Below are 20,436 nucleotides of genomic sequence, written 5' to 3'. Positions count from 1 at the left end.
TCACCTGATCATTGTCCGGGTCCGTCCCGACCGTAACCGGAACATTGATGTTCGTGTTCACGTTGCCGCTGGCCGGCGCACTGATCGTCGGAGTGGTCGGAGGATTGTTCGAGGTGATCGAAATCGTTGCGTCATCTTTGATGTCTGAATCGGAATCAAACGATACTACAATCTTGTAGTCGTCCCGATCAATTAGATCAGCAGGAACGGACCAACTTTGAGTCCCATCATCAGCCGAACAATCCGCAATCTGCAAGTTGTTCGTCGCGCCCCAGTACAAATTCACGTCTATACATCCCAACGAGTTCGCCGTCGCCCAATTGATCATATGTGACGATCCTATACCCCAAGTCTCCCCCATGCCTGGGCGTGTGAGCGTAATTGATGCGTTTGATGTAGTTTGGTGAATATCGACAGTGAACGTCTTTAGTATAGTGCCAGTGGGCCGATCTTTCACAACGCCATCTTTCATGCCGAGCGAGATCGGCGTACACGTAAACTGCCGAGTTTGACTTGACCCACCGGCCACCTCGTGGATCTGATCGCATCCATCCACCCAGAACCCCATTCCTGAAATTAAATTTTCACCATAGATGGTAAATTCAGTATATTCGTTAATGGTGGCACGTTGTGGATAGACAGAAGTTACATTTGGAGACGAAGTGCCAACTTGAACCGAGAATCGGTATAATATTTGACCGTCCTTTGAAACTGCCCCAGACTTTTCTCCACTTACGCTTCCAAATGTACAACTAAATTGACGATGACTACCCGTGCCACCGCTCAATTCCGAAACGCCCTGACACTGGTCCACCCAAAAGGTAAGTCCGGTTGGCAAATTTTGTCCGATGACATCAAATGTGTTCAATGCCGATGGCACTGCGGTGGCCGGCTGCACCTCATCCACGATCGCTCCGGACTGGCCGACAAGAACATCAAAAGCGAGCAGTTGCTCACCTCCGATGAATTCTCGAACTGTTCCACGCTTCGTTCCGGCCGTGCCGTCAAATGTGCAATCTATTTGAAATTCGTTTGGGTCGGCCGAAATGGGTTCATAGTCATTGCAACCATCCACGAAAAATCCCAAATCATCCGGCAATTCCTGCCCGAAAACGGTGAATCGAACTCGCGGATTTGCGCGGTTTCTACCGAGCGACACAAGGCGTGGCGACACATCTTCGACGATCGGAATATTTCCAACATTCACAACAAAATTAAAGCATTCTCCTCCGCCGGGTTGATCCTTGACACAGCCCTGCTTCGCACCTAGAGAACTGCCGGTTGTGCACTCAAAATAGCGTCTAGCAGTCGATCCGCCTGAAATCTCCTCCACCCCGTAACATTCCGGAACAAAAAAGCCCATGCCTTCGTTTAGATTCGCCCCAGAAACCGTGAAGCGGGTCAAAGAATTCGGTTGCACGCGTGTTGGAACCACTGAAGTTGGCCTTGGGAGAACACCACAATTAAAATATGCAACGCGCCGTTCCAGTTCCCAAACGTCCCAAGTCAACGCATCCCCTTCAATGCCAAGAAAATCTACCATCAATCCGACCGTAGCACTCGCTCCTCCAAATAATTCCGCATGACAAATTGGGCTGAGAGAAAATTTAGCATCAGCGTCAGGACCAAGTTCGATAAACGGTCCTGCGAGTTCGTTAATTTGAAGGTTAAGTTGCAAATGCGCATAAGCAGATACTCCCGCATCGATGTTTCTAGACCAATTGGGCCCATAAGCTCCATAAATAAATGACTGACTGTTAACCGGACTGAAATCTTCATTAAAATATTTTATGCCTAGTGTTACCGCCGATGAAATAGAGACCCCCCCCGGAAACTGTCGCTACCGCGTCAAACCATACATCATAGCCCAAATTTAGAGCCAAATGCGGAGTCAACACGACAGGAAGCCCAGGAATCGGAATTGCGGCGAGCGGAGCAATATCAATAATATCTGAACCGCTTTCGTCTAGCTGTTCTCGGGCTTCAGCTTCTATTTCAATTGCGGCTGTCGCCGGTCCGGTAAAAACTGACCGAAATTCTTCAAGGACGCCGTCAACAGTCTTTAATCTGAAAAAGAAGGATGGAGTTAGACGCACATGTCCTTTTGTAAGAGTAATCGATAAATCACTTCCCAGCCAACCTCCGTCGTCTTCATACAGGATAGTCCCGTCACCGTCCACAACATTAATCGGGTCAAGAGCTTGGTAATAGCTAACATCGCAGTTATAACAGAGTTCGGCAATCCCAACGGCAACAGTCTCAACAATGTACTCAGAGATGGATTTCCCTGTGACGGCGTCGGGTATGGCGATAAGTTCAAGAACTTTTCGCGAAAACCCATTACCATAGGTGCTATAGATAATATCGCCAGGCTGAAGTAAATCTAACGCATCTGCCCCAGATCCCGGAAAGACGATGGAATCGGATGATATTACTGCCATAGACGCCAAAGAATCCTCAATGAAAAAAGCGTTCTCGGCGATCTCCACGGACGAATAGCCGCCATATTGGTCGGGCAAATCATCGCCTATGTCGTCATCAAACGTGTCGTCGTCGATATCGTCGTCGGACGTGTCATCATCGGTGGCGTCATCGTCGCTGCCGTCGTCGTCGGTGGCGTCATCGTCGGTGGCGTCATCGTCGTTGTCGCTCGAATCGGTAGAATTCCCGCGGGGGTTTCCGTTGTCGTTGCTTTCGCCGCACCCCGCCCCAAGCAGAATCGCGATGAGGAGGAAAACCATACCAGCAACCGAGGACGCTATGAAGTTGACGTTTCTCATTGCTCGCCGCCTTTCAGCTCACGGTTGAACCCGAGGCCGTTTGTCCTGCCCGCAATAGCGTCGAGAGGGTTCGGATCCCCTCTTGGGCACGTAGAGAAATGCGGACGAAAACGTCGTGCCAATTGCAATCGATGGGGATTCGATATCACGGCGAGTATTCGATGTCAAGGCGGAAAAAGTAGTGCGTTTTTCGTCGGGCTCGGTTCCTCGGCGAATCACCCGGCCAGCACGCTCTCCTCGCGCTTCTTGACCTCGGCGATCTCGCGGCGCAGTTCCTCGGCGACGGGCTTCGCGTCCGGCGCGGCGTGTTCCAGTTCGGTCAGCGCGCGCAACGCCCGGTCGAGCGTTTCGATGTTTTCGCGGGTGCGTCGGCGCAGGGCGCTTTGCGTGGCGTTGAAGGTCGTCATGAGGTTCTGGAACTCGTCCCCCTGACGCAGCTTGAGGTCGCGCGAGTAGTTCCCCTCGCGAATCCAGTTGAGGTGCCGGTTGAAGGCGTAGATCGGGCCGATGATTCGGTGCGAGAAACGCAGCCCGAACATCACCGTCACCACCACGAGCGCGAGAATCAGGACGAGGAGCATCACGACCTCGACGCTGATGCCCGACTGCGCTCCCGGCGACATTTGGGTAGCGCTCGACATCTGCGAGCCCCACAGCACCAGCGAGCCGACGGCGAGCGTGGCGAGCCCCGCGAGTCCGACCGCGATGAATTTTCCCTGAAACGGGCGGTCGATGAAGTATCCGCTCCGCCGATTGGTCACTTCCGCCATCTGGGCGCCTCCGCTCACGGTTACGGGTCAGATCCCGGGGTCGTTGTCCATGTCGAAATGCCGGGCGAATTCGTCCATCAGCGCGTCCGGTCCCGACTCGACCACCGCGACGAACGCCTCGACGACCCCCGGGTCGAACTTGCGGCCCGACTCGTCGCGGATCATTTCGAGCGTCAGCGTGCGGCTGAACGCGGCACGAAACGCCCGGGTCGCCATCATGGCGACGAAACTGTCGCAAATGCCGAGGATCCGCGCCTCGATCAGGATGTCCTCGCCGGCGAGGCCGCGCGGATAACCGGAACCATCCCAGCGTTCGTGGTGTTGAAACACGAGTTCGCCGATCTCCCACGGGTGCACGATGGGATCGAGAATCTGCGCGCCGACGCGCACGTGCTCGCGGATCGCGGCGAGTTCCACGTCGGAGAGGGGCTGCTGCTTGGTCAGCAACGACGTATCGACGGCGATCTTGCCCACGTCCATCAGCATGCCGCCGAACCGCAGGCGATCGATGGTCTCATCGTCGAGGCCCATGCGTCGCCCGGTGGCGACCGCGAGCTTGCTCACCATTTCGTAGTGACCCTTGCGATATGGGTCCTTGAATTCGACCGCCCGGACGAGGGTCTGGATGGTGGACAGGTGCGCGATCCGCAGTTTCGCGTCGGCGTCGGCCAGGCGCTCCGCCGTGCGGTCGAGCAGGCGACGCAGATCCGCGTTTTCGCTCCTCAGGGCTTCATTTTCGGCGTTCATCGCCCGTGCATCGCGTTCGCCGTTCATCCTTCGCTCCCGCGGGCGCGCGCCCGCGTCCGCCCCCATTTTATGGTCCGAATGACTTATCGACAAAAACTCAGGGAGCTTGAAGCTCGAAACTCACGCCGCCCACCACTTTTCCATCGATCGACCATTCCTGCTTCCACGCACCGGCGGTTGGGAGCGTATCGAACACGGTCAGCGTGATCTCGGCGGTCACCACATCGATCTCATATCGATCCGAACGGGCGGTTTCGCCCTTGGGACCGATCAACCGGGCTTCGACCACATGCTTCCCGCCGACTCCGCCGATCCGGGCCTGACGGGTGATCCTCGCTCCGGCGTTGAGCGCCGCCGCGTCTCCCGACACGCCCTTTCCGTCCAGCGTGATCGCCGATCCCGCCTTCGACCACAGCATGGCCGGTTTGTCGGCCTTGGGCAAATCCGGCGCGTTCTGACCGAGGCGTAGAGCGATGTCGGTCGCTTTCGCATCCTGCGGGTCGAGCACCCACAGGGCGTGCACGGCGTCGCCGGCCCGTTTCGGGTCGTTCAGCTTGTCCATCGCGAGATCGCCGTATTCGCGCCAGATTTCGGCCCGCCAAGGGTCGAGGGCCAGCAGCAGGGCGTATTGCTCGGCGGCCCGCTCGAAATCGCCGCGGTCGCGGAAGAGTCGGGCCATGCTCTCGGCGCGCAGCGCCTCGGTGGTGTCCGGCTTTCCGTCGAAACCCGGAACGAGGTCCTCCCAGTCGGGTTTGCGGTTCGGCTGCAGGTCGCGTGCCTGGGAATAGAGCGGCTTCGCACGTCCGGGGTAACCGCGACGCAGCATCACGAACGCCGCACCGTAAAGTGGGCGCGGATCCTTGGGGCCGAGCGCCGCCGCCATGCCATACAGCTCCTGCGCCGCGTCGAGATTGCCGGCCGCGACGCGCCCGGACGCGAGCCCCACGTACGCCCCGATCAGACTGTCGCGCAGCGCGCCGTCCGATGGCGAAGCCGACGCGGCGAACCGCAGGGCGTCGACGGCGTTCGCATACTCGCCCGACGACACCGCCATGGCCGCGATGCCCGCGTAAGCCTCGGGCGACCCCGGGTCGAGTTCGAGCGCGCGTCGGAACATGGGCACGGCCTCGCCCTGACGGCCCTGAAACGACAGCGCCGTGCCGAGGCCGATGTATCCGCGCGCGTTTTTGTCGTCGAGCGCGATGGACTTGCGGAAGTGCTGCTCCGACAGGATGTATTTTTCCATCTTCTGAAACGTCACGCCGAGGTTGTAGTTGACCTCGTACTGAAAGGTCACGTCGCGCGCACCGGCTTTGAGCGCCTCGCGCCAATGGCGTGCCGCGCCCTCGTAATCGCCGTTCTTGAACAGATCCATCGCCTCGCGGTGCTGGTTGAGCGCGCCGGGCGTGACGTTGGAAAAATCGACCCGCGGCTTCTCCGGAGCCTTCATTTCCTGCTTCGGGGCGACGTACGCCTTCGACGCGCACGCCGCGCCCAGGGCGACGACGCCGCAAACAGCCCAAGCCGCGAAAAGAGAACGCATAAAACGCATGGTGCCCGCACGGAGTCGGAGTTGTTCGATTTTTACTGCCAAACCGAGACCAGTTCAATGTCCTCGGGGTATTCGTTGGCGAGCAGCGTGGGCACGTAGCGGTCGTCATCCTGCAACGACGCGCGGAAAAACGCCGTCAGATACCGCGCGGTGATGGCATTGGCGAGATCCGTGTCGATCATCTCGCCGGAGCAACCCGTGATCGGCGACACGAACGACGGCGGTAGCAGCAGGCAGGCGTCGGTGGCGCTGTAGTGGCCGGCCTCGAGCATTTCGATGTGGATCCTGCGCGGGACTTCGAGCGAATCGAAGAGGGCGCGCGAGGTGACGTTGGAGTCGAACATGCCGCCCGCGAGCCCATCGAGCGTGCCCTGCAACATGAGCACGGGCTTGGGATACGAGGTCGGGAAAAACCCGAGCCAAACCGGGTTGAGCGGAGCGATGGCCTTGATGTAGTCCCGCCCCGGACCCGCGAGCAGCGAGGTAAGCGCGCCGTAGCTGTGGCCGGTGACGCCGAAGGCGGTCAGGTCGAGCCGCCTGGCGAGAAACCAATCGTCTTCCCGCGCCAGTTGTTCGACCTCGTCGTAAACGAAATCGACATCGAGCGGGCGATCCCAGTACGCGCTCACGGTCGTCACCGGGTTGAAAAACACCACCATCGCGTCGGGGATGTTGACGAAGATGGCGTTGCCGTAATGGTCGGGCGCGATCACCACGAAGCCGTGGCTCGCGAGGTATTCGCACAGCGTGTAGTTCTGGAAGCGGATCGCCGTGAGTCCGTGGCTGAACAGAATGACCGGGAAGCGCCGCGATTCGTCGGCTACCGGCGCATCGCGAAACGCGTACGTCGTCGTGTTCCACAATTCGTCGAGCTTCTCCTGATAGATCGAATCGAGCAGCCCCGGCGCCCACGTCGGCAGCGGACCGAGCATGTCGGGCATCGCGTTGGGCACGCCGCCCGCGTCCGCCGCCGGATACCAGATTTCGACGGGGAGCGTGCGGTCCATGTTGCCCCAGATCTCGTGGCGCGATTCGTCCACCCAATATTCGGTTCGCACGCCGACGCGGAATGGACCCCAATCCTCGGGCGGAAAGTACGGCCACGGGCTCGTGTCGATGTCGTCGTCGTCCGCGTCGTCGTCGCCCGCGTCGTCATCCGTGTCGTCGTCGGGATCGATGTTCACGCCGTCGTCGTCGGTCGAATCGTCATCGGTCGAATCGCCGTCCGCGCCGTCGTCATCCGCCGAAGCCGCCGCCGAATCGTCGTCGTCGCCTGTCGCGCACGCGGCGAGCCCGACGACCAAGAGCAGCGAAATCAGGGCTGACAACGCACGGGCGCGGATCATGGCTCGTCCTCGATGAATTCTTCGCCGTTCACTTTACGATAAAAGCACGTTCGCCGTCCCGTGTGGCAGGCGGGTCCCGCCGGATCGACGATGTAGAGCACCGCGTCTCCGTCGCAATCGAGCCGGATCTCGGCGACGCGCATCGTGTTCCCGCTCGTCAGGCCCTTCGTCCACAGTTCGCCGCGCGACCGCGACCAGAAGGTGGCGAGGCCGGAACGAATCGTCTCGGCGAGCGCGTCGGCGTTCGCCCACGCCATCATCAGCACCTCGCGGCTCTCGCGCGCCTGCACGACGACCGCGACGAGCCCGGCGTCGTTGAATTTGAGGGCCGACAGATCGATCACGAAAACGCCTCGCGCACCTCGACGCCCCGGTCGCGCAGGTACTGCTTCACCTGCCCGACCGTGAATGTGCCGAAGTGAAAGACCGACGCCGCGAGCGCCGCGTCAGCGCCGCCCGCCGTCAGGCCGTCGTAGAAATGATCGAGCTCGCCCACGCCCCCCGACGCGATCACGGGGATCGTCACCGCGTCGGTGATGGTGCGCGTGAGTTCCAGATCGAACCCGTCCTTCGTTCCATCGCGATCCATGCTCGTCAGCAGGATCTCGCCCGCGCCGAGCCGCTCGACCCTCGTTGCCCACTCGACCGCGTCGAGACCGGTCGATTCGCGCCCCCCGACCACCACGACCTCGAAACCCGATCCGTCGGGCCGCCGCCGTGCGTCGATCGCCACGACCACGCACTGGCTGCCGAACTGATACGCCGCGCGCTCGATCAGATTCGGGTCGCGCACAGCCGCCGTGTTCACGCTGACCTTGTCGGCCCCGGCGAGCAGCAAGTCGCGAAAGTCGTCGAGCTTGCCGACGCCGCCGCCCACCGTGAGCGGAACGAAGACCTGCTCCGCCGTGCGTGAAACGACGTCGAAAATCGCCTTGCGCCGCTCGTAGCTTGCCGTGATGTCGAGGAAGACGATCTCGTCGGCGCCCTGCCGGTCGTAGGCGCGCGCGGTTTCGACCGGGTCGCCCGCGTCGATGATGTCCACGAAGTTGACGCCCTTGACCACGCGCCCGTCGCGCACGTCGAGGCAGGGGATGATGCGCTTCGCCGGCATTACGCGTACTCGCGGCGAACGGTGAACGCTTCGGCGAGATCGATGGAGCCTTCGTACACCGCGCGGCCCGAGATGACGCCGACGATGTTGTTTTCCGGCGTGCGGGCGAGCACGCGAAGATCCTCGATGCCGCCGAGTCCTCCCGACGCGATGACCGGCGCGGCAATCGACGCCGCCAGTTCGCGCGTCGCAGCGATGTTCACGCCGGTCTGCATGCCGTCGCGGGCGATGTCGGTGTAGATCGCCGCCGCCAGCTCGGGCACGTCGAAACGCTTCGCGAGATCGACCGCGCGCACGGCGGTCACGTCGGTCCAGCCATGAACGGCGACGAATCCGTCGCGCGCGTCGATGCCCACGCAGATGCGCCCCGGGCGCTCGCGAATCCAGCCCAGCACCACATCCGGTTCGCGCGCGGCGCGCGTTCCCACGACCACGCGCTCCACGCCCGCCTCGAACCATCGGTCGGCGCTTTCGAGCGAGCGGATTCCGCCGCCCAGTTCGATGTGCAGCCCCGGGCGCTTCGCGATCCGCTCCACCGCCGCGCGGTTGACCGCCTCGCCCGAGACCGCCGCGTCGAGATCCACCACGTGAATCCACGTCGCGCCCGCGTCGGCGAGAATCGCCGCCGCGTGCTCGGGGTCCTGGTAATAGGTCTTCGCCGTGGAGAGGTCGCCCTGCGCGACGCGCACGCACCGGCCGTCCTTGATGTCAATCGCCGGAATGAAAAACACGCTCATCTCCGGAGGCGAATTGCAGGAAATTGCCGAGGAGCCGGCGGCCGGCCGCCTGGCTTTTTTCCGGATGAAACTGCACGCCCACCACGCGCCCGCGCGCCGCGGCGGCCGTATAGGTCAGGCCGTGCGTCGCCGACGCGACGATGTCGCCGGGCTCGTCAGCCTCGCAAAAAAACGAGTGCACGAAGTAAAAGTACGCACCCGACTCGATGCCGTCGAAGACCGGATGCGCCGCGCGTTTGTCGATCTTCGTCCATCCCATGTGCGGCACCTTGAGTTCCGGCGGTCGTCCGTCAAACCACGGCCCCTCGAATCGCCGCACCCGTCCCGGCAGAAAACCGAGCCCTGCCGTCGTACCGAATTCGTCGCTGCGCTCAAACAGAATCTGGAGACCGAGACAGATGCCGAGGTACGGCTTGCCGGCGGCAAGCGCCTCGCGGATCGCGGCGTCGAGACCACGTCCTTCGAGGTTCGTCATGCAGTCGCGGAACGCGCCCTGCCCGGGCAGGATCAGCGCGTCGGCCGCGCGGATCTCGGCGGGGTCCGACGTGACGACGAACCGCGCGCCCAGAGACGAGAGTGCCCGCGCGACGCTGGCAAGGTTGCCCGAGCCGTAATCGATCACCGCGATCCGGGTCAAAGCGCGCCTTTCGTGCTCGGCACGCCCGTGCCGGTGCGGGCCGCGGCCCGGCGCAGCGCGACCGCGAATGCCTTGAAGAGCGCTTCCGCGCCGTGGTGCCGGTTGCCGCCGCGCACGAGCGTCAGGTGCAACGTGAATCCCGCCGTGGTCGCGACAGAGCGGAAGAACTCTTCGACGAGTTCGGCATCCATGTCGCCGAGCTTGCCGTCCTGCGACGCGTCGAACACGAGAAACGGGCGATTGCACCAGTCGATCACGGCCTCGGCGAGGCACTCCATCATCGGCACGCGGGCCTCGCCGTAGCGTTCGATGCCCGCCTTGTCACCGATCGCCTGCGCCAGCGTTTGCCCGAACACCAGCCCCACGTCCTCGACGGTGTGGTGCGCGTCGATGTGCAGATCACCCTTCGCGGCAATGGCGAGGCCGATGCGTCCGTGGCGCGCGACCTGCGCGAGCATGTGGTCGAAGAATCCGACGCCCGTCGCGATCCGCGACTCGCCCGGCTCGTCGAGGTTTACGCTCACCGTGATGTCGGTTTCCGTCGTCTTGCGCGACAGCTCGGCTTTGCGCGGCGCATTCGTCATGACTTGCCTCCCGTGGCGTCCATCGTCTCAAGACGCAGTTCCACCGCCTGGGCGTGCGCGAAGAGTCCTTCGGACCGCGCGAACGCCATCGTCGCCGGCGCGAGCGCCTTCAGGCCCGACGGCGTTGCGCGAATGATGTTGGTCGCCCGCATGAACGACGCGGCGGACAGACCCGAGAAAAACCGAGCGGTGCCGGCCGTCGGCAGCACGTGATTCGAGCCCGCCACGTAGTCGCCCAGCGCCTCGGGCGTGTCGCCGCCCAGAAACACCGCCCCCGCGGTGCGGATCTTGGCGAGAATCCGGTCGGCCTCGGCGCACGCGATCTGCAAATGCTCCGGCGCGTAGGCATCGGCGAGGGTCGCCGCCTCGTCCCAGTCGCGCACGACGATGATCGCTCCGTGATCGCGCAGCGACGCCTCGATCACCTCGCGGCGCGGCGCGGCCTGCGTCAGATAGCGCACCTCGTGCTCCACGGCGTCGGCGTAATCCGCATCGACCGTGACCAGCACGCACCGCGCCTCGGGATCGTGCTCGGCCTGCGCGAGCAGATCGGCCGCCGCGTGTTTGGGCGGCAGCGATTCGTCGGCGAGGATCATCACCTCGCTCGGCCCGGCGACGCCATCGATGTTCACGACGCCGTAGAGCTGTCGCTTCGCCTCGGCGACGTACGCGTTGCCGGGGCCGACGATGACGTCCACGCGCGGAATGGCGTGCGTGCCGAAGGCGAGCGCGGCCACCGCGTGCGCGCCGCCGACGATGAACATGCGATCGACGCGTGCCAGATGCGCCGCCGCGAGCACGGCGCGCGCCGCCTCGGCATCGGGATCGAGCGGCGTGACGACGACGAGTTCCTCGACCCCCGCCACGCGCGCGGGAATCGCGGCCATCAGCAGTGAACTGGGGTACGCCGCGCGCCCGCCGGGCACGTAGATCCCCGCGCGACGCACCGGCCTAAAGCGCCGTGCGAGGCTGACGCCCAGCGCGTCGGGCGTGCCGGGGATGTCGGCGGGCAGTTCCTGTTCGGCCTGCGTGCGCAGACGTTCGGCGCACGTGGCAAGCGCGAGGCGCAGCTCACCCGACAGCCCGTCGAGCGCGGCGGCGAAGCGCGCGGGATTTACCTCGACGACGGCGTCGCGGCCGTCGAACCGGCGCGCGTAGCGCGCGACCGCCTCGTCGCCGTTTTCGCGCACGTCGGCGATGATCCGCGCGACCGACGCGGTCACCTCCCGCGCCGGTTCGGCCAGACGCGCGCCGAGTTCGATGAACTGCGCGGCGAAATTCGGATCCTTCGAGACGAGCCGTTTCATTCGCGCGCCCGTTCGATGCGCGCACCGAGCGCCATCAGTTTTTTCTCGATCGCCTCGTAGCCGCGGTCGAGATGGTAGATGCGATGGATGACCGTCTGGCCCTCGGCCGCGAGCGCTCCCAGAATCAGGCTCGCGCTCGCACGCAGATCGGTCGCCATGACTTCCGCGCCCGAGAGAATCGGCACGCCGCGCACGATGGCCGTGCGTCCCTCGACGCGGATCTCGGCGCCCATGCGCTCGAGTTCGAGCACATGCATGAAGCGGTTCTCGAAGACGGTCTCGTTGATGACGCTCGTGCCCTGCGACGTCGTCATGAGCGCCATGAACTGCGCCTGCATGTCGGTGGGGAAACCGGGATAGGGCTGCGTCTTCACGTCCGCCGCGCGGATGCGCGCCGGGCCGATGACGCGCGCGCCGCCGTCTTCCGCCTCGATCGTCATGCCGGTTGCGCGCAGCTTCTCGACGACCGCCGTGAGGGAATCGAGCGGGCAATTGCGCAGCAGCACATTTCCTCGCGTCATGCCCGCGGCGACCATGAGCGTGCCGGCTTCGATGCGATCGGGGATCAGGTCGATCCCGGCCCCGTCGAGACGGTTCGCGCCGTGGATCACGATCTCCTCTCCGCCGTCGCCCTGAATGTTCGCGCCCATCGCACGCAGGAAATCGGCCAGCGCCACGATCTCCGGCTCGCGCGCGGCGTTTTCGATGACGGTCTTGCCCTCGGCGAGCGACGCCGCCATCAGCAGGTTTTCGGTCGCGCCCACGCTGGGGATGTCGAAGACGATCCGCGCGCCGCGCAGTTTTTTCGCGCGGGCTTCGACGTAGCCGTGGACAAGGTGAATCTCCGCGCCCAGCGCCTCGAGCCCCTTCAGGTGCTGGTCGATCGGCCGCGCGCCGATGGCGCATCCGCCCGGCAGACTGACGCGCGCGAATCCGTGACGCGCGACGAGCGGTCCGAGCACGAGCGTGGACGCGCGCATCGTCTTGACGAGGTCGTAGGGTGCTTCGAAATCGGTGATGACGCTCGTATCGAGACGGACGTCGGCGTCGCCTTCGTGACGAACGCCCATGCGCGCGAGCAGCGAGATCATCGTCTGCACGTCACGCAGCTTCGGCAATCCGCGAATGACGCACGGACCCTCGGCGAGCAGCGTCGCCGCGAGCAGGGGAAGCGCCGCGTTTTTCGCTCCGGAGACGCGAGCCTCGCCCATCAGGCGCTCGCCCCCGGTCACGATCATCTTGTCCATCGTTTTGCCTCGACCACGCGCGCCCGACCCGCGAGATCCGGGTGGACGACGCACTCGTCGTATAGACCGGAAGCGCGGACGATTTCCCGCACCGCGTCCGCCTGATCGAAACCGATTTCGATCAATAACGACGCACCGGGGCTCATTCGGGCGGGCGCATCTTGAATGATCCGCCGGATGACGTAAAGCCCGCGATCGGGCGCAAAAAGCGCCGTTTCCGGCTCGAATTCGGCGACGTCCGCCGCGAGCGAATCGCGCGCCTCGGGGGCGATGTACGGCGGATTCGACACCACGAGATCGAAGCGCCCGGGCGCGTGCTCGAACAGGTCGCTTCGCGCGAATTCGATCCGGTCGGCGACGCCGTGCCGCGCGGCGTTGGCCGCGGCCACGACGAGGGCGTCCTCGGAAATGTCCACGGCGACGACGCGCACGCCGGTGCAACGCGCCGCGATCGCCACCGCAATCGCTCCGCTGCCCGTGCCGATGTCCAGCACGCGCAACTCGGCGCCCCCGGGAACGAGCGCCAGCGCCCGCTCGACCAGCAGTTCGGTTTCGGGACGGGGAATCAGCACGCGGCGATCGACGGCGAAACGCATGCCGAAAAACTCGCGCTCGCCGATCAAATACGCCACCGGTTCGCCCGCGCCGCGACGCCGCACGAGGTCGCGGTAGCGGTCGACCTCATCCTCCGCCATCGGGCGGTCGAATCGGCAGTACAGGCCGACCCGGTCGGTCTCGAGCACGTTCGCGAGCAGCAGCTCCGCGTCGAGCCGCGCCGACGTCGAGCGCTTGGCGAGATACTCCGCGCTCGCCTGCACGAGCGGCATGACGGTCCAGCGTTTTTTCTCGGTCATGGTTCGTTCCGCGCGAGGGAGTCCGCGTACTCTCGGGCGTCAGTCGTCGTTCGCGGACCTGAGCGTCTCCGCCTGCATGTGCGCGACGATGGGCTCGATCACCTCGTCGAGCCGCCCCTCCATGATCAGGTCGAGCTGATAGAGGGTCAAGTTGATGCGGTGATCGGTCAGGCGATTCTGCGGGAAGTTGTAGGTGCGGATGCGCTCCGACCGATCGCCGCTGCCGACCTGGCTCTTGCGCTGGGCCGCCTGCGCCGCCTGCTGCATGGCGATCTCCCGCTCCAGCAGCCGCGCCTGCAAAATCTTGAGCGCCTTGGCCTTGTTCTTGTGCTGGCTCTTCTCGTCCTGAATCGCGACCACGAGACCCGTGGGAAGGTGCGTGACGCGCACCGCGGAGTCGGTGGTGTTGACGGACTGTCCGCCCGGACCGCTCGACCGGTACACATCGATGCGAAGCTCGGAGTCGTTCAGCTTGACGTCGACCTCGTCGGGCTCGGGCAGCACCGCCACCGTGACCGCCGACGTGTGAATGCGTCCCTGCGCCTCGGTTTCCGGCACGCGCTGCACGCGATGCACGCCCGATTCGAACTTGAGCCGCGAATACACCTTGTCGCCGCGGATCATCATGATGACTTCCTTGTAGCCGCCCCGCCCCGTCTCGCTCGCGCTCATGATCTCGTTGCGCCAGCCGCGCGTTTCCGCGTAACGCAGATACATGCGCAGCAGGTCGCCCGCGAACAGCGCCGCCTCCTCGCCGCCGGTGCCGGCGCGGATTTCGAGGAAGATGTTCTTGTCGTCGTAGGGATCTTTCGGCAGCAGCAGGATCATCAGCCGCGCCGAGAGGTTTTCCTTTTCCGCTTCGAGACGCGCGGTGTCCTCGGCGGCCATCTCGCGCACATCCGCGTCGTCGTCCGACGCGAGGGCGCGGTTGTCCTCGATCTGCCGCAGCACCACCTGATAGCGCCGATAACTGTCGACCACGTCGACCATGCCCGCGCGCTCCTTGCCGAGCTTCATCATGCGCTCGGGGCTGGAGGTCACGGCCGGGTCGGCGAGCTGCGTCTCGATCTCGTCGAAACGACGGACCACGTCATCGAGTTTGGCGAACACGGATCAGACCTCGAAAAAAAAAGGAAATACGCCGAAGGGCGAAACGCGAAGAGCCGCGCGAAGGAGGCTAGGACTCGGGGATGGCCGCGGCCGCTTCGGCGAAGGAGCCGAAGAAATCAACGCGTCCCTCGGGGCCGTCCGCCGTCTTGCTGATCGCCTTCTCGCGCCACAGGCATTTTTTGAGCGAGAGCAGCGCGATCTCGAGTTGGTCGTCGCTGGGGTCGCGCGTCGTGATGTGCTGCAGCCACACACCGGGGCGCGTCGCGATTTGCAGCAGCAGATTCTTCTCGAACCGCGCCGAGAGGCGCGTGATCTCGTAGCTGATGCCCGCGATCGGCAGGAGCAGCGGGATCTTCACGAGGATGTAAACGAGGTTTTTCAGAACCGGGTGCCAGTCGGGCAGCTTGGGCAGGAACGGAAACACGACCGAGAAAACGAAAATCGAGATCGCGAGCACCATGAACAGAAAGCTCGTGCCGCAACGCGGGTGGAAGCGCGTGAACCGTCGCGCGTTCTCGACCGTGAGCGGCAGATCGTTTTCATAGGTGAAAATCGCCATGTGCTCGGCGCCGTGATATTGGAACACACGCCGGATGTCGGGCATGAAACTGATGCCCCACACGTAACCCACCAGAATCGCGATCTTGATGAGACCGTCCACCGCGTGGAATTGCCAGCTTTCCGTGGTCAGCCCCAGCAGCGCGGTCAGCGCGTGCGGCAGCGCGACGAACAATCCGATCGAAAACGCGAAGCTCACGACGATCGCGCCGAGAATCGCCAGATCCGACAAAGGCTTCTCGGCGGACTGGGGCTTCTCGGCGGACTGGGGCTTCTCGGCCGCTTCGGATTTCTTTTCGTCCTTTTTATCCTCTTCGGTCGCGGCCCAGTGCGCCGAAAAGGTGAGCGACGAGATGCCGTTCCACATGGCCTCGGTCAGCACGATCGATCCGCGCAGCAGCGGCCAGCGCAGGAAACGCAGCCGATGCCAGATGGACCGCCAGCGGTCTTCGCGCAGCACGATCCGCCCGTCGCCGAGCCGCACGCTGACCGTGAAGCTGTTGGGCGAGCGCATCATGACGCCTTCGAGCACGGCCTGTCCGCCGACATGCTGGATCTTGCCGCCCTCGGGGCTCTGTACGAGAAGAACGCTCATCGTGGTCCTGATCGGTCCCTTGCGGGTCCGGGTTGCCGGTCGTTCGCTTCGCCGAATTTCGACGATTAAGCTTACCGGAAAATCCGTGCGAATCCCATCATAAAAGCCCGGCCATGCACATGACCGGGCTCAGGAAACGCGACGGAAGTCTATTCGTTGGACGGCGCGGCCTCGGTGGGCTCGGCGGCGGCCTGCGCCGCATCCTTGGCAGCCTGCACCTTGGCGTACTTGCGGCGAAAGCGATCGACGCGGCCGGCCGTGTCGATGAGCTTTTGCTTGCCGGTGAAGAAGGGATGGCACACCGCGCAGATATCGAGCTTGATCTCAGGGTGCGCCACCGACCGCGTGACGAACTTGTTGCCGCACGCGCAGGTGACCGTGGTTTCCCGGTAGTCGGGGTGGATTCCGCTTCTCATGATGCACTCCTGCCGAAAAAGGGCCGCCTCGACAATAAAGGCCGCCACGACGATTCACGTCGGCACATCGGCGCGCGCTTTTATCACCCGGGCGGCCCGATTGCAAGACCGCGTCGTTGCCCGCATCGTTGCTTGACGGAAAACCGGCGTAACCCCTAGTATTTCCTCATTCCGAGGGGATTTCGAACCGCGTTTCGAGGGGCTTCCGAACAACGATTCGAGAAGTTGCCGGTCGCCGCCGAGCTGGCGGGGTCGGCTAACGGGCGAGAGGGGCCATGCTGCTCAATTTTTCCCAGCGTTCGTGTGTCGTGACGATTGCCAACTTCCACTGGCCGGCGCTGCTCGACGCGCTCGCGCAAGCCGGTTACGCCGGCGTGCTTGCCGACGTCAAACGGGGAATCCTCGACCGATTCGGGCTTCTCGGCGCGGACGGCAGCGACGCGCTGATCCATCCGGCCAAGCGTACGCACTTCGCCGAGGTCTTCTTTCCCGATGCGCACAGCGCCGTCTATCTCAAGGTGGTGCGCAGTTACGCCGACGCGACCGAGGCACATGAGGCCGAGGGCGACGACATCTGGTCGGACCCCGGCGCGGCGGCGACGTCGGTCCACAACAACTACCAGCTCGACATCGGAGAGATCGTGCCGATCGACGCCGCGGACGGCGACCGGCTCAGCGAGTTTCATGCCGCGGTGACCCTCGCCCTCGGTTCCTTCGGCGTGGCGGAAAAGGGCCTCGTGTGGACGGGCGGAGAGGCCGGCGAGTCGGCGTCGCTGCCCTTCGCCACCAAACCCGTCGACGCTCCCGACGCGCGCGCCCTCGATCTCGCGGCGATCTTCCGCGACGGCAAGCTGAACACGCTCATGGAGCGGTTTGCGGCGGGCGCGGGGTCGTTCACGCTCGAGGAATATCTGGCGTCGGTGCCGAACCGCGAGGAGACCGAGTACTACATCGACAAGCTCTTCGACATGGAGTTTCTGGGCGAGGAGATCGTCGTGTATTCGCGCACGACCGGCGCGCCGGTGATCCGCGCCAAGGATCGCGCCGCGCTCAAGACGCTCTCCGACATGGGCATCACCAGCGCCGAGGGACGGCCGCTGGAGGAAGAAGACGTGCGTCGTCTCGTCACGCTGCCGGCGGCGAGCAAGGCGTATGTCGGCGGCACGTGGGCGGCGCAGACATTCCTCGTCAGCGTGTTGCAGAAGATGTGCCACGCGATCGGCGACATCCAGGCCGCGGACCACGATGGCGACCTGTCGCTGCTTTACGTGCGAACGGGCGCGGGCGGTCTTGTGTTCGCGCTCTCGCCGGGCCGTTTCACCGACAAGAACACGAAAGAATTGTGGCGCGCGGTCGGCAAGAGCACCGAGTTCAAATACTTCGTCTTCGGCGCGGAGGGCGTGGACGACTCGGCGGCGAATTCGCTCGGCACCCTCGCGGGCAAGACGCGCGTCGTCGCCCTGCCCGATCTGGCGAACTTCAACGCCGCCGTCGTGGATGCGGTGAACAACGAACGCATGACCACGCTGCGCGAGATCCTGCGTGACCTCGAAACGCAGCTCACGGTGGATGTGGCCGGGCTCATCATGCGCCGCTGCGGCTGACGCACTCGACCGACAACAAAAACGGCCCCGCGGAAATCCGCGAGGCCGTTTTGATTTTTCGAAACCTGGTGCGGCGTCAGCCCAAAATCTTCTGGAGCTTCATGGCGAGGCCCATGTCGCCCGAGATCTTCAGCTTGCCGGTCATGAACGCCATCTGGCCCGAGAGCTTGCCGGTCGTGATCGCCAGCAGGTCGGCCGCCGCGACGGTGATGGTGCAGTTCGCCGGGTCCTTGGTGCCCGCCGAGACCATCGGCGTGTCGCCGGTCAGGTCGGCGTAGTATTCGCCGCCGTCATCGCCCGTCACCTTGAACTGATACACGCACTTCATGCCGGCGACGCTGCCGGGGTTGCCCTGAAGACGCGTGTTCATATTGTCGAAAAGGGTCTTGATCTCGCTCATGGTGTTCCCCCTGGTGCGTTTCGCGGCCGGTCCGCGGGCCGGAACCCCCGTCCCGTCGCCGCCCAAGCCGACTTCGATGAAATGCGATTGCCGCCAAAATGAATCGCGATTCATTCGTAACAAAGACGCGCGGGGCGGTCAAGGGCAAAACGCACCGCCCCGGGAACACGTTTGGGATTCCGGCGCGGCGTGGGTCAGCCGTCGAGCGGTGTGCGTGCGACGAGCGGATCGACCGCGCCGAGCAGGTGCGCGCGGGCGCAGCGACGTTGCGATGTCCGTGCCGCAAGCGGCAGCGCGCGGGCGCAGCGACGTTGCGATGTCCGTGCCGCAAGCGGTAGCGCGCGGGCGGAGTAAAGAGGGGACCGCACGCGGGCGAAGCGGGCCAAGGGGAGAGGCGACGCCGGAGGCGGTTCAGACGCAGGAGATCGGAATTGCGTCCCCGGCAGTCCCCCCGGAAGTCCCACGGAACTCCCCGTTGTTCGCTTCGATCATGTCTGTGTTCGGATCGGCATCGCTGCTGAAATCGAGGCCGATCTTGAACGCCTCCATTTGATCGATTTCGAAGTCGACGTCCTCCTCCATGTCGGCAGTGAAGTAATTCGTGAATCCCGCCGCATCGGCGCAATCCGTGAAGAGATCACCGAGCGTGCTCGGCGGATCGCTCATGACGCATTCCGCCGCCGTACTGGATTTCACCCATCCGAGAAAGGCGCAGAGAACCACTGCACACACGAGAGCACATTTGCGACCACGCATGTTCTTCCCCTTTGTTCAGTTGTTGTTACATCGGACATTCGACCGCAGAGCACAGCCGAATTTTGAGATCTATTCCATGCCTGGCTCGAAGGTCGCGGCCATTAGCGCCTGACCTGTATAGTCATGAAGCAACGTCAAATTGCCATCGCTTCTCTGGTGAATAGAAATTACGTTAAGATCTCCATCGTATGTGTATATTGTGATAAGATAGCGCTCCCAGTCGCCGTGAAAATTTGTGACGTAATATATTCCTACGGGATCGAGTGCAGGGTCTCCACTCGTAGCCCAGAGCGCGTAGTGAATCCGATTTCCGGAATCTCTGGTAAATGCCCCGGGGCCAGAAATATTCAAGGGTTCAAGCTCCCACGGTCCGCCGGCATTCGAGGCAAAGTATCTGCCGTCCGGCAAGTTCGCGTCATCGCCAACGGCCGAGATCAGGTCGACGGTGCCGTCATTTCTGATCAGAATGTCAGCCGCGCCAGCCTGACCCTGCGTCGAGAGGACGACATCCTCCTCCCAATTTTCGGGACTGAGCCGGCGACCCAAGCGGGTCTCCTCGGTAAACTCCAACTGCATCCGGTAACCAATGACGGGGCGATCATCTAAGTCGATAGCAAGCGAATACGCCGAGCCGACATCAGGGATGCTTTCAAATGCCCATTGGCTCGTCTTCGTCCCGTATTCCGCCTCGAATGAACCGAGTTCCGAATACGTGACAGAGTAAGTAATGTGCAACGTTCCTGCAGAATCGAACGCGATTTTCGGTCGCGTGTAATATTCAGCGGAGTCGGCGATCGTCGAAATGTTCCATCCACGAGAGTCGCGTACGGCATATCTTAATTTATCGATTTCGAAATTTTCGCCACTCGATGTTCCGTATACGACGTGGGGGATTCCTTCATTGGAAAGGGCGATCGCTTCGTCGGTGATCGACCCCTTGATTGTAATCAATTCCAGCGTTTCTTCGTTCCAATCTGAGCCGTCCAGCATGCCGTAAACAAGGCGCTCGCTGCCGTCCCGCCTGAACACAATGTGGATGCGGTCGTCTTCCCCAATAACGGCCGGCGAAAACACGAGCAACGACCCCTTGATAAGCCGCTTGCGCATCCACTCGCCCGCTTCATTCGTCGAAAGGTTCAGATCGGAATCGTGTGCCGTCGAATAGTCGTTGTACCGCCGGTGGACGATGTGGATCTTTCCGTCCTCGTCGAGCGCCGACGCCATGTCGAGGGCGTGGCCGAAGTCGAACTCGGTGTTTTCCTCATACAGGAAAGTGTGGACCCACGCGCCGCTCACGTTCGTCGCATAGAGCACGTCGTCCTGAT

Annotated in this window: 21 protein-coding genes; 1 reads left to right on the top strand and 20 read right to left on the bottom strand. The window is 63.1% G+C overall.

Annotation, left to right across the window (positions count from 1 at the left end; genetic code table 11):
- The 17 genes from IT350_06380 to rpmE form a co-directional block, all read right to left on the bottom strand.
- Positions 1 to 1,543, bottom strand: a 1,543-nt coding sequence (locus IT350_06380) for a hypothetical protein (GenBank protein MCC6157662.1), incomplete at its 3' end; no start/stop codon positions are given.
- A 235-nt stretch (positions 1,544 to 1,778) separates the two neighbouring features.
- Positions 1,779 to 2,780, bottom strand: coding sequence for a hypothetical protein (locus IT350_06375; protein ID MCC6157661.1), 1,002 nt, complete (start codon positions 2,778 to 2,780; stop codon positions 1,779 to 1,781).
- A 215-nt stretch (positions 2,781 to 2,995) separates the two neighbouring features.
- On the bottom strand, positions 2,996 to 3,550 hold the full coding sequence (locus IT350_06370) for a hypothetical protein (GenBank protein MCC6157660.1): 555 nt from the start codon (positions 3,548 to 3,550) through the stop codon (positions 2,996 to 2,998).
- Between the two features lie 27 nt (positions 3,551 to 3,577).
- Complete coding sequence (locus tag IT350_06365) at positions 3,578 to 4,324, bottom strand: HD-GYP domain-containing protein (GenBank protein MCC6157659.1); 747 nt, start codon at positions 4,322 to 4,324, stop codon at positions 3,578 to 3,580.
- A 70-nt stretch (positions 4,325 to 4,394) separates the two neighbouring features.
- Positions 4,395 to 5,849: a tetratricopeptide repeat protein gene (locus IT350_06360; protein ID MCC6157658.1), complete on the bottom strand. Its 1,455-nt coding sequence runs from the start codon at positions 5,847 to 5,849 to the stop codon at positions 4,395 to 4,397.
- A gap of 32 nt (positions 5,850 to 5,881) precedes the next feature.
- Complete coding sequence (locus tag IT350_06355) at positions 5,882 to 7,195, bottom strand: hypothetical protein (protein ID MCC6157657.1); 1,314 nt, start codon at positions 7,193 to 7,195, stop codon at positions 5,882 to 5,884.
- Positions 7,192 to 7,536 (bottom strand): phosphoribosyl-AMP cyclohydrolase, encoded by a 345-nt coding sequence (gene hisI, locus IT350_06350; GenBank protein MCC6157656.1) that lies wholly within the window; start codon positions 7,534 to 7,536, stop codon positions 7,192 to 7,194. Before hisI ends, IT350_06355 begins: the two co-directional genes overlap by 4 nt.
- Positions 7,536 to 8,306, bottom strand: coding sequence for an imidazole glycerol phosphate synthase subunit HisF (gene hisF / locus IT350_06345; GenBank protein ID MCC6157655.1), 771 nt, complete (start codon positions 8,304 to 8,306; stop codon positions 7,536 to 7,538). The genes hisI and hisF overlap by 1 nt, the downstream gene beginning before the upstream one ends.
- Positions 8,306 to 9,043: a 1-(5-phosphoribosyl)-5-[(5-phosphoribosylamino)methylideneamino]imidazole-4-carboxamide isomerase gene (hisA, locus tag IT350_06340; GenBank protein ID MCC6157654.1), complete on the bottom strand. Its 738-nt coding sequence runs from the start codon at positions 9,041 to 9,043 to the stop codon at positions 8,306 to 8,308. The genes hisF and hisA overlap by 1 nt, the downstream gene beginning before the upstream one ends.
- Complete coding sequence (hisH, locus tag IT350_06335) at positions 9,015 to 9,680, bottom strand: imidazole glycerol phosphate synthase subunit HisH (GenBank protein ID MCC6157653.1); 666 nt, start codon at positions 9,678 to 9,680, stop codon at positions 9,015 to 9,017. Before hisH ends, hisA begins: the two co-directional genes overlap by 29 nt.
- Positions 9,677 to 10,264 carry an imidazoleglycerol-phosphate dehydratase HisB gene (gene hisB / locus IT350_06330; GenBank protein MCC6157652.1) on the bottom strand — a complete coding sequence of 196 codons (588 nt, stop codon included), beginning with the start codon at positions 10,262 to 10,264 and terminating at the stop codon, positions 9,677 to 9,679. Before hisB ends, hisH begins: the two co-directional genes overlap by 4 nt.
- Positions 10,261 to 11,571 (bottom strand): histidinol dehydrogenase, encoded by a 1,311-nt coding sequence (gene hisD, locus IT350_06325; protein ID MCC6157651.1) that lies wholly within the window; start codon positions 11,569 to 11,571, stop codon positions 10,261 to 10,263. The genes hisB and hisD overlap by 4 nt, the downstream gene beginning before the upstream one ends.
- Positions 11,568 to 12,818, bottom strand: coding sequence for a UDP-N-acetylglucosamine 1-carboxyvinyltransferase (murA, locus tag IT350_06320; GenBank protein ID MCC6157650.1), 1,251 nt, complete (start codon positions 12,816 to 12,818; stop codon positions 11,568 to 11,570). The genes hisD and murA overlap by 4 nt, the downstream gene beginning before the upstream one ends.
- Positions 12,806 to 13,672: a peptide chain release factor N(5)-glutamine methyltransferase gene (gene prmC, locus IT350_06315; protein MCC6157649.1), complete on the bottom strand. Its 867-nt coding sequence runs from the start codon at positions 13,670 to 13,672 to the stop codon at positions 12,806 to 12,808. Before prmC ends, murA begins: the two co-directional genes overlap by 13 nt.
- A gap of 39 nt (positions 13,673 to 13,711) precedes the next feature.
- Positions 13,712 to 14,782, bottom strand: coding sequence for a peptide chain release factor 1 (gene prfA, locus IT350_06310; GenBank protein MCC6157648.1), 1,071 nt, complete (start codon positions 14,780 to 14,782; stop codon positions 13,712 to 13,714).
- A gap of 67 nt (positions 14,783 to 14,849) precedes the next feature.
- Positions 14,850 to 15,935: a DUF1385 domain-containing protein gene (locus IT350_06305; GenBank protein ID MCC6157647.1), complete on the bottom strand. Its 1,086-nt coding sequence runs from the start codon at positions 15,933 to 15,935 to the stop codon at positions 14,850 to 14,852.
- Between the two features lie 149 nt (positions 15,936 to 16,084).
- Positions 16,085 to 16,351 (bottom strand): 50S ribosomal protein L31, encoded by a 267-nt coding sequence (rpmE, locus tag IT350_06300; GenBank protein MCC6157646.1) that lies wholly within the window; start codon positions 16,349 to 16,351, stop codon positions 16,085 to 16,087.
- Between the two features lie 275 nt (positions 16,352 to 16,626).
- Between rpmE and IT350_06295 the strand changes: the two genes are divergently transcribed.
- A complete protein-coding gene (locus IT350_06295; protein MCC6157645.1) occupies positions 16,627 to 17,955 on the top strand; it encodes a hypothetical protein in 1,329 nt (442 codons plus the stop codon).
- Between the two features lie 76 nt (positions 17,956 to 18,031).
- Here the strand turns inward: IT350_06295 and IT350_06290 are convergent, their stop codons facing one another.
- The 3 genes from IT350_06290 to IT350_06280 all read right to left on the bottom strand — a co-directional run.
- A complete protein-coding gene (locus IT350_06290; protein MCC6157644.1) occupies positions 18,032 to 18,355 on the bottom strand; it encodes an SCP2 sterol-binding domain-containing protein in 324 nt (107 codons plus the stop codon).
- A gap of 411 nt (positions 18,356 to 18,766) precedes the next feature.
- Positions 18,767 to 19,111 carry a hypothetical protein gene (locus tag IT350_06285; protein ID MCC6157643.1) on the bottom strand — a complete coding sequence of 115 codons (345 nt, stop codon included), beginning with the start codon at positions 19,109 to 19,111 and terminating at the stop codon, positions 18,767 to 18,769.
- 69 nt (positions 19,112 to 19,180) lie between these two features.
- Positions 19,181 to 20,436: hypothetical protein (locus IT350_06280; protein MCC6157642.1), on the bottom strand; the 1,256-nt coding region annotated here is incomplete at its 5' end.

It is taken from the genome of Deltaproteobacteria bacterium, assembly GCA_020845895.1.
Lineage (GTDB): Bacteria > Lernaellota > Lernaellaia > JACKCT01 > JACKCT01 > JADLEX01.
The sequence above is the reverse complement of the archived record's forward strand: the minus strand, read 5'-3'. Positions and strand labels throughout refer to the sequence as shown.